The organism is Algoriphagus confluentis (genome assembly GCF_036245625.1).
GTDB classification, from domain to species: Bacteria; Bacteroidota; Bacteroidia; order Cytophagales; family Cyclobacteriaceae; genus Algoriphagus; species Algoriphagus confluentis.
Map to the genome: position 1 here is coordinate 162,949 of NZ_BTPD01000005.1, position 11,303 is coordinate 174,251.

Consider the following 11,303-nt stretch of genomic DNA (forward strand, 5'->3'; position numbering starts at 1 on the left):
TCTCAATTTCTCAATGTTTTTAATAAATCAGTAAATTATGGAACACGGAGTCTCACAGAGTAACACGGAGAATTACTAGATCTGACAATTTATCTGAATTAATTTAAACTCAGAATACAGCACTGTACTCTGTCTCAAACCGGTGGAAAAATGCTACTGTCAGAAATGCCATAGAGCATCTATGATTTAGCTAGGTATGGATTGAGTTTGGGCCCTCCTTAATTCTCTCAGTTTCTTACTATTTCAAAAAAATCACTAGCTCTTCCAAAGTGCTAAAATCCTGGTCTTTGTAGCGAATCAAAAATGGTTCCTTGGAAACAGAAACCCCTGAATCCAAGCCCTGAATCCCCGCTTTGACCAGTGCCTTTTCCACCCAAAAAACCAATTCCAGTGGTCCTTCAATATCAAATCCCAACTTTTGATTTTCAACCTCCATCTTTCCACGACTTAGGCTAAATCGGTACTTGTCACTTGGAAGCAATTGGTTGATTTTACCTGAGAGAATCAAATCCTCCGGCTTACCGTGGATCAGTGGCGTGCCGCAGTTAAGCAACCAAAATCGATCTGCGGTCTCGATGGCAATGTCCAGATCATGAGTCACCACCAAAATTGCTTTATGCTGGCCATGGGCGATGTCTCGCAACAGATTCATTGTCTCAAAGCGATTGATCAAGTCCAAATGAGCGGTGGGTTCGTCCAAAATCATCACCTGACCATCCTGCGCCAAGGCCCGGGCAATCATCGCTTTTTGACGCTGCCCGTCACTGATTTCGCTGAGTCGCTCTTCGCGGAGGTAGGAGATATTGGTGTCTGAGAGGGCTTTTTCGACGATTTCCCGGTCATCTGAATTCAGTTTTCCCGACCAACCCGTATGAGGTGTTCTGCCCAATGCCACGAGTTGCCCCACGGTCATATTTCCGGGGAAAACCGGGTCGGTCAGCACCACGGCAATCCGCTTGGCAAGCTCTTCCAGAGAGAAGTTGGAAATCGATTGGTTGTCAAGCTGGATGCTCCCTTTCCAAGGCTGTATCTGTCCTAAAATGGCTTTGATCAGCGTAGATTTTCCCACTCCATTGGGTCCAAGTAAGCAGGTGAGTTCACCCGATAAAAGGGCAAAATCCAAGTCGGATAGAATCTCTTTTTTGACTTTTTGGTGAAAATAACCAAGGGCTAATTCCTTGCCTGACAAGGCGATATGTTTTTGAATCCTTTCCATGACTTATAGTCCTTTTATGAAATTCTTGGAAAGAATTAAGGGAGGGTGTTGACGCTTCCATTCGGCACCCCCCCCTTTTTGAAAGGGGGTTAGGGGGATTTTTTTCAAATTTTGGTTGCAAGCAGCGATCAGTCTCTTCATAACCTTAAAAATCTTTACTGAAGTTTTTTCTCAAAATCAACGTAATCACGATCGGCGCCCCAACCAAAGAAGTGACGGCATTGATTGGCAAGGTACTCGCCAAACCGGGTAATTGCCCCACTGCATCACAAAGCAAAAGCAAAATCGCGCCGATCAAAGCCGAACCCGGAAACAAAATTCGATGATCCGAACTCTTCCAAACCATCCTCGCCAAGTGTGGAACGGCAATGCCCAAAAAAGCAATCGGTCCGCAAAAAGCCGTAATTCCACCTGCCAAAATCCCCGTGCTCAGGATCATCACCCAGCGCATTTGCTGGGTGCGGATGCCCATACTTCGGGCATAATTTTCTCCAAGCAAAAGAGCATTATAGGATTTGATGGAAAGAAAAACCGGCAGGCTGCCCAAAGCAATCAGGATTCCCAAAATCGAAACCTGAGTCCAACCTAATGCTCCCAAGCTCCCCATCGACCACACCGTGTAAAGTTTCAATGCTTCAGCTCCTGAGAAAAAGGACAAAACCGAAACCACTGCCGAAACCGCACTCCCAAACATCAGTCCGACGATCAGCAAGGTCATGCTGTCCCTAACCCGCCAAGCCACCAAGCTCACTCCAGAAAGGACCAAACCCGCCCCCAAAATCCCTGCGGTGGCAATGGCCCATGAGTTGATTCCACTCAAGGCAAATCCCAATGCTGAACCTGCCAATATCAATATAGCCACCCCCAATCCAGCCCCGGAACTGATTCCCAAGACAAAGGGTCCAGCAAGGGGATTTCGGAAAAAGGTCTGCATCTGCAAGCCACTTAAGCTCAATCCGATTCCGGCAAAAATGGCCACCAAGGCTTTGGGAAGGCGGTAGTTGAGGATGATTTGCTCCCAGGAAGTTTTGGTCCAGTCGCCTGAAACCAATCCGCCAACAATCTCTCCAAAGGGAATCCATACCGAACCCAAGCTCAGATTGAGCAGCAAACTCAGTCCAAGGAGAAGGATGGAAATCGGGAAGAGATAGGTTTTTGATTTCATTTATTGATTTTTAGTGGTTTTTGGGGATAAAGACCACATTGTAGGATTTAGAATTGGCTGATTTTGCTTTTCCAGATTTCCAAATACCTCATTTTCATTTCCTCAGGGAGGAAAGATGACAGGATTACCTTTTCTACTTTCTCAGTGGCATTGATAAATTTAGAATAGCTGTTGGAAACCGCTTTTTCAGGCAAATTCAAACTCGCAGCAAACTTATCAAAGTCCTTCTTGGTAATTCTTCTTTTTTTCCCATTCAAGGTAAGCGCAAGTTCCTCAGCGTCCGCAGGGAAAATCAGATTGATATTAAGTAGATCATAGGCAGGTGACAGCGAAACAGTCCGATCAGGATGATGGATCAGCGTGAAATTTTTTAAATGCATATCATTATTGCCTGTGAGGTAGCAGAAGAGCACTAGTTCAAAGAAATTCAGTGTGTCCAGCCCTTTGTTTGTGCAATAGGTAGAAATCAGTTTTCCTGCTTTTTCATAGGAACTTTTGTATTTCTGTTCGGTCAGAAATCCTGAAATCTGGCATAAGTCTTCTACGTGAATCTTCTTCCCCTTTTCCCGATCAAACCGCTTGGTGATGTAAGCAAGCTTACCTTCTGATGTAGGAATAAGTGCATGCTCACTGGTTCTGATTTTGAATAAGCCAGCTAGATGCGTGGTCAGATCTTCGGTTTCCGGCATGTAAGGAAACTCCTCATGCTGTGGTTTCAGGATATATTGCCCCCAGAGACCGACTAGCGTCAATCTGTTTTTCCCAACTTCCTTACTGAGATTGACAGACAATTTGGGTTGAACTCCTGTCACTGCTATTCGCCTATTGACAGTTTGGATGGCCAGCTGATTCAAAAGGGTTTTATCCAGCTGAAGCTCCGGAAGGGTTTTTGTGCCAAAAAACTTCTTACAGCAGTTGGCATGGTAAAGACTTTGATCCTCTACTTTTTGGTAGCAGAATATACAATTAGACATCTGCAACCTCCTCCGCAGGCAAAATGCTTACCGCCCCAATTGTATCTCTGCATAAGGTCAACAGCAGTTCGAATCGATCATTCCCTTTAAGCTTCCAATAGTTTTTTCCCACATTGAGAAGCCATCCCTCCGGGATCAATCCGTCAAAAAATGGGAATAGTGTTTTACTTTCAAAAGATTGGTTTTGAAGGGGTAAAGTAAAACTAACAGGCATTGCATTCTTGGATTGCAAATAGGTTCCATCATAAATGAAAGTGTAGCCTTCGTCAGTCTCCGTTAAGTATCCTGCGAGTTGGTCTTGATAGTAAACAAGTGCTTTTCTGCTCATAGGTTCAAGAGTCAAGGTCCACTACACCCACTTGCTTACCAAACAAAATCAAAACCTGATTCACCTTGTCAAGCCGAAGCGTTTCTTTGCCCTGCTCCAGATCACGGACAAATCGTAACCCGACACCTGCCTTAGCAGCAAGTTCCTCTTGAGTTAGTCCTACAGACTTTCGCTTTTCCTTTAAGAAGATGGAGAAATTTGTCATTTTTTATACCCTTTGTGGTATAAATTTAAGTGAATTTTTATAAATATACTCGATCGGGTATAATTCTTATGAAAGTGGTATTAAATATACCCGATCGGGTATTTTAAATTTTTTCTAGAATTGACCCAATCAAACTTCATTACCTATTCCCTCACTCCAACTTCTGATAAAAATATAACTCATACTCAGGCAAAAGTTCCGGATGGAGGATTTTGATCAGGTCTTTGAGAATCAGATCGGGACGCACATAGCCGAGTTCAAAGTATTCCAGGCCTCCGGTGGCTCCTTTTTTGGCAGTGTAGGTGTAGACCTGTCCTGTTTTCCAAGATTGAAAATTTCGGTATCTGGATTCATTGGCCCCCATGGTTTTGACATTTGGAAAGTCTGCCGAACCAATCCAAACTTCCGCTTCTGCGGCCCGATCAAGTACGAATTCATAGTTGAGTTGCAAGCTGCCTGAGCCTGTTTGGTCAGAGAATACATAGTCTCCGCCTGCATTTTGGAGGATTTGCGCACCCCAACTTTCGGCGCCCGGTGCGTACCAAATGTCCTGATACATCACCCCACTAAGGACTTTGGGTTGATTGTCAGCAGTGATTTGAGCGGCTAGCTTTTCAGCGTCCTGATAGGCCGCTTTGATTTCTTCAAATTCCGCAACTGCCTCCTCATATTTCCCAAGTAAAATCCCCGTAAACTTGATCCATTCGGCTCTTCCGAGCGGATTTTGCTCCACGTATTCCCCGTTGATTAGAGCGGGAATTCCTGCTTGGGCAAAGAGATCCAAGTACCGCAAATCTTCTCCCAAAGTCGAAATCATCATCCAGTCCGGTTGCAGGTCGATGACCATTTCCGGATTGGCCGAAGGTCCACTGCCTAAATCGGTAACTTTTCCTGCATCTATTCTGGCACGGGCAGCAACAGATGAGATCAAATCGGTCTGTGGAAAGCCAATCAATTTATCCGTATCCCCCAACATATCGAGGTGAGGAACCTGCGTGGTCGAGGTCAAAATCACTTTGGAAATCGGGAGCTGGACTATCGCATCAAAACCGCTTTTTTCGACTTCGGTACCTTCTTCCAAAACCAAATATCGGAAGGTTTTTTCCGCACCGGTGTAGCCTTGGGTGACATGGATTTCCCAGAAATTTTCCCCTCGAAACAGTTCAAACCCTTTGGCAAACTCCAAGGGAACTAAATTTTTTTCCAGAGCAGTTTCCGATTTCTTTTCGCAGGAAAAAATAAAAAACACCAAACCCAAAAAAAGGAGGTAAGGCGCTGGAAGATAAGATGAAGTAAATTTTGAAAGGGGGCTATTCATCTCCTGAAATAGGCGAAATTTTCCACCAAGGTAAACGCCATTTTCCCTGCTTTCCAAAATATTTAACATCGGGAAGGTTTTCTTCCGAATAAAAATCGCTTTACTTTGAATTGATTTTGGTTCTCAAACCAACTCTTGATTTTGGGTTGGAGCTTGGGATTAAAAGGGAATCCGGTGCAAAACCGGAGCTGTCCCCGCAACTGTAAGTCTGCCCCATCGCAACATGGGGAAGTACTTTTGCACCACTTAGCCATTTTCCGCTCCCGATAGCTATTGGGACGGGAGAGAAGGCCGGCAAAAGTCAGACGAGCCAGGAGACCTGCCTAGATCAGCTGATTCTGTGCTTTCGGAGGAAAAGCGAAGAAGACGTGTCGATTTCTCAGCCGACTTAGTCGGTAGTGAAACCTTTCATTTCTTTCTTAATTTCTCTCAAGGCCGAATCGATTGGACTAAACCTATTCGATCGGATATGACCTTGGTGTTTTGGGTGTTTTCGCTGTTTGGCGTGTCTGCCTCACAGGACACGGTGGCTTTGGCTGAGGTGGAGGTGTATGCGCCTGCCTTGGATCGGTTTGCCCAGGGGCAAAAAGTGATTTCCTTTGAGAAAAGGGACTTGGAGGCCTATGCAGCACGATCTCTTGGTGATTTACTTCAGGAAAAGTCTCCTGTTTTCGTGCGTCAATACGGCGCCGGTATGCTTGCTTCCCCATCTTTCCGCGGGACTTCGGCCGGGCATACCGCCGTTTTTTGGAATGGCCTCCCCATCAATAGCATATCTCTAGGTCAAAGTGACCTTAGTCTTTTGCCGGTCCAGGCCATCGATCAGGCAGAAGTTCATTTTGGAAGTTCGGGGGCGCTTTTTGGCAATGAGGCCATCGGAGGAAGTGTACATTTAGGCACCAAGGCTCGTTTTGGTCAAGGCTTCAAAGGGCGATTGAGTCAGACATTTGGAAGTTTTGGTTTAAGGAATTCTGCGATTTCTGCTGGGTTTTCTGGAAAAAACTTTAGCTCTCAAACCAAGATTTACCGACAGTTTGCAGTCAATGATTTTCCTTTCCGAGACCTTTCCAGGCCCGGAACTCCGGAAATCCGAGCTGAAAATGCCCAAACCGGACAAGTCGGATGGGTGCAGGATTTGGCTTGGAATCTTTCAGAAAAAAGTCAGCTGAAAGCCTCCTTTTGGTGGAATCGCGCGGATCGACAGATTCAGCCGGTGATGGGTTCGGCCACTCAGGACACCCAACAAGATCAAAGTTGGCGAGCCGTGCTGGACTATTTCCGTTTTGGGGAAGGGTCGATTTGGAATGTCAAAGCAGGTTGGGTGGCAGACCAACTCACTTTCAACGGAAGCGAAAACCGTACTCGTCAATTCCTATTGGCTACCGACTGGGATATCCAAAAAATTGAAAACTGGACTTTTAAACTCGGCCTAAGAGGGACTTTTGCCAAAGGTGATCTGAGTACCTATTCGGCCACCGACCAGCGACTCGAGTTGTATCAAAGTGCCAAGTGGGAGGCAAGTGATCGACTTTCACTTTCTGCGAATTTTCGTCAGTTGGCCTACCAGGATCAGATTGAACCTTTTCTTCCGGGATTGGGGATGGATTTTTTGATTTGGGGAAAAGGAGAACATCAATTTTTGCTCAAAGCTTCCGCGGGAAAAGGATTTAAGGTGCCCACGCTGAATGACCGCTTTTGGAATCCGGGAGGAAACCCCGACCTGCTACCCGAGAAAAGTTTGAATGGAGAAATGGGCTTAAACTGGATCAAAAAAGGGGATTTTTCATTGGAGCAAAGTCTGACTTACTATCGAATGCAGGTGGATAATTGGATTATCTGGCTGCCTCAAGGGAATATTTGGAGTCCGCAGAATATTCGGGAAGTACAAAATCAGGGCTTGGAGTATCAAGGGAAATTAGCCTGGAAATCCGGTCGATGGAACTGGGAAGCCAGAGGAAGTTATGCCTTTTCTAAAGCCCTGGATCTCACCTCTGATGCTCAAAATCCCCAGCAACTTCCCTACACACCCGAGCATCAGGCCAACTGGAGCTTAGAGGCGCAGCGAAGCGGATTTTCCATCAATCTCTCCACTTTTTATGTTGGTTCACGATCTATAGGGACAGGCAATGCCCGAGTCTTGGATGGCTACCAACTCTGGAATGCGGGGCTTTCTTTTTCCCAGCTCAACTTTAAAAAATTCCAAATCCCGATCAGCTTTCAGGTGCTCAACCTGCTGGATCGGGACTATCAAGTGCTTTACCTCCGGGCCATGCCCGGTCGATCATATCAACTTAACCTAACTCTTTTACTATGAAGTATTTATTTAAAAACCAACTATGGGCCTTGGTCCTGATTACCTTTCTTTTTTCTTGTGAGAATGGTACCGAGGAGCGTCCTCTTGGGAAGTATGATACTGGAATTCTCTTCATGAATGAAGGTGCTTTTGGAGCCAATGACGGGGAGGTGTTTCACTTTGATCCTTCATCAGGGACCCTGACTCCAAACATTTTTGAAGCAGAAAATAACCGGCCTTTTGCGGGTTTGCTGGAGGATATGGTCTTGGAAGAAGATCGCCTGTATTTGGTAGCCAATACCGGAAAGGTGGAGATCGTCAATCCTGGAGATTTCAAATCCTCCGGATCTGTGATTGGAGATTTGGATCAGCCAAGATCTTTGGCTACAGCCCGGGGAAAGCTTTTTATCTCAGATTATGGACCTTATGACGCCAGTTTCAATACTCCTGATTCCTATGTGGCGGTGGTTTCCGGTTTGGATGGAGGTCCGGTGAAAAAGAAAATCGAGGTTTCTAGCAAGCCGGAGGATTTGTTTGCTTTTGGGAAGTACGTTTTTGTGGCAAGTTCGGAGGAGAGCAAAATCGAAATCATCGATGCGGATACCGAAACGATAACCAAAACGATTGAAGTGTCTGGAACTCCCGTTCAGTTTTTTGAGCAACGGGATGACTTGTGGGTGTATTCCTATGATGCCGAAAATGTGTATTTCCAGTCTTTTCACCTCGATAATCTAACGAAAAAAAACTTTCTCCAGTTACCCATTGCGAATGCTACCAGTCGGATTGCATTGGGAGAGGATGACCGGATATACATTTTAACCAGCACGGGATGGCCGGATTACAATGATGGAATTGCCGTTACTTCGATTTTTGATACGACTTTGATTCCAAGCTGGAAAACGGGAACAGGATTTTATGGAATCGGCTATGATCAAGATCGGGAAGAAATCTACGTGGCCAATTCCAAAGGCTTCCAAGGAAATGGTGAGGTGACCATTTATTCAAAGGACGGTTCAGTCGTAAAAACCATGGAAGTGGGAAGAGGACCGTCGGGGATTTTGGCAAGATAAGATCCTCAAAAACCAAAAGAGGCTGTCTCTAAAGTAAAGTTTGTCACATTGAGCGAAGTCGAGATGTCGTCCAGAAAGCTGGAAATGGCCTTCGACTCCGCTAAGGCTGACTACTAGACGATTTATGAGACAGCCACTTTTTTTATTCTTCCAGCTTTTTGCCCATGGTTTCTTCAAACTTTTCGAAGAGGTGGATGTACTTGTTTTTGATTCTTTCCAAGAAGTCCTTTTGACTATCCAGGGCATAGACAGGATTGTATTTGATCCGGTCGATGACCATGTCCAGCCAAGCCTTTCCGTCATCGATGAGTTCGGCGTGAAAAGCCTCAGCTGTGGCATCTCTCGATCCGGAAAACGGACCTTTTCCCATTTTCTGGAAAAATTTTGAGATCACTTTCAAAGCCAACTCATGAGCTACTTCAAACTCAATGATCAATTCCCTGGATTGGGATTCATTCAATTCGATTTTTTTGGCTCGGTCGACATGTATTTTCAAATCCTCCAAGGCAATGGAAAACTGCTCGAGGCATTGTTCGCAGGATTGGGGTAGGGTTTTCATCAGGTTGCAAAGTGTTAACTAGATAAATTTTTGAACCTCCATTTTAAGAGAAGGTAGATGGCTTTTAATGATCTTCCAGATAATTGACTGATCTATCCCATCATACGCATGGATTATTCGGTTTCTAAGTCCGATTATTTTTTCGCTTTCACTGAGTATCAGTTTCGATTCAGAATTTCTAGGTTTTGAAAGGACTTCTCCAATTATTCCTAGTTGCCTTTCTACTGCCGATTGGGTTTTGAAATCCTTCAAATAATCCTCAAATGAGCTTTTTCCCATGAAATTTTCAATGTTTCCAATAGCATTGATTAAGTCAAGCATCCATTTTTTCTCCTTCTCGGTCATAGCAAAGGACTTTGGAATTAAGAATCACTTTTTTTAGGATTGGATTTTTTAGTGACTGAAGAGTGACCAAATCCACCCTTCGACCTAAGGCGAATTCAATTTCATCCCAAATAGAGAGTAATTTTTCCCCTTGTTTTAAAGGGTCTTTTTCTTCCAAGTCAACTAAGATATCCAAATCGCTTTTGTCGGGATCAAAGTTTTTCGTGACTACAGATCCAAAAAGGAATGCTTTCGAAACTCCGTTTTCGGATAATATTTTCTTGAGTTTTGCCAGCTCGTCGAGATTTAAAGCGATCGATTCCATAGTTGAAGATACTCTTTATTGGTTTAAAGTCCTCATTACCTCACATTATAACTCTGCATGAAAGGCTGACCATTTGGGGCTACGCCTTCCAGTTTGAGTCTTCCGCTGAATTTTTCCAAATATTCACCCAAGGTCTTGGGATCTTTGGCAGGCATTTCATTGACATGGGTGATGACAAATCCGTCCCGGAATCCCAAATCCCGAAGATAGCCACGGGTCAGGGAACTGATTTTGACGCCATAAGGGATTTTGAGACGGTCTTTTTCGATGGTATTCACAGCCTCCAATCTTGCCCCGATCAGTGCAGAAGAGTAATATTCCCGCTTTATGATGCCTGTGCCTCCTTCCAGGTTTTGAAGGGTCAAAGAGGCGTTTCTGGACAACCCATCCCGGGTATATTCCAAGTTGAGCTGATCTCCGGGATAATAATAGGATAGTGCCTCTTCAAAACTTCCTTTCCCCATAATTTTCCAGTCTCCGATTCGGGTGATTACATCATTTTTTTGCAATCCGGCCACTTCCGCTGCCCCGTTTCTGAGGGTATGAGTGACGATCACTCCGTCCAGGCTTTTCAACTTCATCTCCTCGGCGAGTTCAGGTGTGATTTCTACCACATCTACGCCTGGAATGGCTTTTTGTACCTCTCCGTATTTGATCATGTCATTGGCCACTTTTAAGGCCACATCTACCGGCACAGCAAAACCATAGCCGGTGTAAGACCCGGTGCGGGAAAGAATCGCAGTATTTATTCCGACCAATTCTCCGTTGACATTCACGAGTGCACCCCCGGAGTTTCCTGGGTTGATTGGGGCGTCGGTTTGGATGAAACTTTCCAGAGGAAAGTCACCTCCAAGAATATTGATTTGACGCTCTTTCGCTGATACAATTCCTGCGGTCACGGTCGAGGTCAGGTTGAAAGGGTTTCCTACTGCCAGTACCCATTCTCCGATTTGAAGATTGCGACTGGAGCCCCGCTTGATTTCGGGAAGGTTTTCGGCTTCGATTTTCAGTACCGCGATATCTGTGTTTTTATCTGTTCCGACCAGTTTGGCTTTGTAGGTTCGTTTTTGGTGAACCACCTCGATGGTTTCTGCCCGGTCGATCACGTGATTGTTGGTGATGATATAGCCGTCTTTGGAGATAATCACCCCTGAGCCGGTACTGACTTGCTGGGTAGGCCCTGTTCCAAAGAAATAGTCAAACATGCTGTATCTTCGATAGTCTGTCCCGCTGAAGTTTTTGATAAAAACAACTGATTCAGTACTGTTTTGTGAAGCTTCAATAAAGGAAATCGGTGGGTCAGTCCGAAGTGAGGACGAGACCGTTTGACTTGCCGTTTGGGTGGGTATTTCATAGAATTGAGAAAAAGAGGGGCTTAAATCCTGCTTTTCCGGAGTCTGAATTGCGATCCAAAGTGCCGCCCCGGCGATGCCTGAGACAAAAGGAATGGCAAATGATTTCAATGCGTTGTTCATGGTATTCATTTACTTATTCACAGAATTTTGGTTGGGTAATGGACTTTCCAT

At 45.0% G+C, this 11,303-nt stretch carries 12 protein-coding genes and 1 riboswitch; of the genes, 2 read left to right on the forward strand and 10 right to left on the reverse strand.

Annotation, left to right across the window (positions count from 1 at the left end):
* Nucleotides 1-238: 238 nt before the first annotated feature.
* The 6 genes from AAA943_RS08990 to AAA943_RS09015 all read right to left on the reverse strand — a co-directional run bounded on the left by AAA943_RS08990 (nt 239) and on the right by AAA943_RS09015 (nt 5,074).
* On the reverse strand, nt 239-1,216 hold the full coding sequence (locus AAA943_RS08990) for an ABC transporter ATP-binding protein (RefSeq protein ID WP_338223894.1): 978 nt from the start codon (nt 1,214-1,216) through the stop codon (nt 239-241).
* A 145-nt stretch (nt 1,217-1,361) separates the two neighbouring features.
* Nucleotides 1,362-2,381, reverse strand: coding sequence for an iron chelate uptake ABC transporter family permease subunit (locus tag AAA943_RS08995; protein WP_338223895.1), 1,020 nt, complete (start codon nt 2,379-2,381; stop codon nt 1,362-1,364).
* Nucleotides 2,382-2,428: 47 nt separating this feature from the next.
* Nucleotides 2,429-3,355 (reverse strand): HipA domain-containing protein, encoded by a 927-nt coding sequence (locus AAA943_RS09000; RefSeq protein ID WP_338223896.1) that lies wholly within the window; start codon nt 3,353-3,355, stop codon nt 2,429-2,431.
* The gene (locus AAA943_RS09005; protein WP_338223897.1) at nt 3,348-3,683 is read right to left on the reverse strand and encodes a HipA N-terminal domain-containing protein; all 336 of its coding nucleotides are present in this window, start codon (nt 3,681-3,683) and stop codon (nt 3,348-3,350) included. The genes AAA943_RS09000 and AAA943_RS09005 overlap by 8 nt, the downstream gene beginning before the upstream one ends.
* 4 nt (nt 3,684-3,687) lie before the next feature.
* Nucleotides 3,688-3,888, reverse strand: coding sequence for a helix-turn-helix transcriptional regulator (locus AAA943_RS09010; protein ID WP_338223898.1), 201 nt, complete (start codon nt 3,886-3,888; stop codon nt 3,688-3,690).
* 151 nt (nt 3,889-4,039) lie between these two features.
* Nucleotides 4,040-5,074 (reverse strand): ABC transporter substrate-binding protein, encoded by a 1,035-nt coding sequence (locus AAA943_RS09015; RefSeq protein ID WP_338223899.1) that lies wholly within the window; start codon nt 5,072-5,074, stop codon nt 4,040-4,042.
* A 232-nt stretch (nt 5,075-5,306) separates the two neighbouring features.
* A riboswitch (cobalamin riboswitch) is annotated at nt 5,307-5,547 on the forward strand.
* Here AAA943_RS09015 and AAA943_RS09020 point away from each other — a divergent pair.
* Both AAA943_RS09020 and AAA943_RS09025 read left to right on the forward strand, forming a co-directional pair.
* Complete coding sequence (locus AAA943_RS09020; protein WP_338223900.1) at nt 5,547-7,520, forward strand: TonB-dependent receptor plug domain-containing protein; 1,974 nt, start codon at nt 5,547-5,549, stop codon at nt 7,518-7,520. (Overlaps the previous riboswitch by 1 nt.)
* Nucleotides 7,517-8,569 (forward strand): YncE family protein, encoded by a 1,053-nt coding sequence (locus AAA943_RS09025; protein WP_338223901.1) that lies wholly within the window; start codon nt 7,517-7,519, stop codon nt 8,567-8,569. Before AAA943_RS09020 ends, AAA943_RS09025 begins: the two co-directional genes overlap by 4 nt.
* Nucleotides 8,570-8,711: 142 nt before the next feature.
* Here AAA943_RS09025 and AAA943_RS09030 read toward each other — a convergent pair whose 3' ends face one another.
* From AAA943_RS09030 to AAA943_RS09045, 4 genes are read right to left on the reverse strand one after another with little or no spacing between them, the layout of a single operon-like run.
* Entirely contained in the window at nt 8,712-9,128 is a 417-nt protein-coding gene (locus AAA943_RS09030; RefSeq protein ID WP_338223902.1) for a nucleotidyltransferase substrate binding protein, read from the reverse strand.
* Nucleotides 9,129-9,146: 18 nt separating this feature from the next.
* The gene (locus AAA943_RS09035; RefSeq protein ID WP_338223903.1) at nt 9,147-9,473 is read right to left on the reverse strand and encodes a HepT-like ribonuclease domain-containing protein; all 327 of its coding nucleotides are present in this window, start codon (nt 9,471-9,473) and stop codon (nt 9,147-9,149) included.
* Nucleotides 9,442-9,777, reverse strand: coding sequence for a nucleotidyltransferase family protein (locus AAA943_RS09040; protein WP_338223904.1), 336 nt, complete (start codon nt 9,775-9,777; stop codon nt 9,442-9,444). The genes AAA943_RS09035 and AAA943_RS09040 overlap by 32 nt, the downstream gene beginning before the upstream one ends.
* 35 nt (nt 9,778-9,812) lie before the next feature.
* Nucleotides 9,813-11,252: a S1C family serine protease gene (locus tag AAA943_RS09045; protein ID WP_338223905.1), complete on the reverse strand. Its 1,440-nt coding sequence runs from the start codon at nt 11,250-11,252 to the stop codon at nt 9,813-9,815.
* Nucleotides 11,253-11,303: the final 51 nt, after the last annotated feature.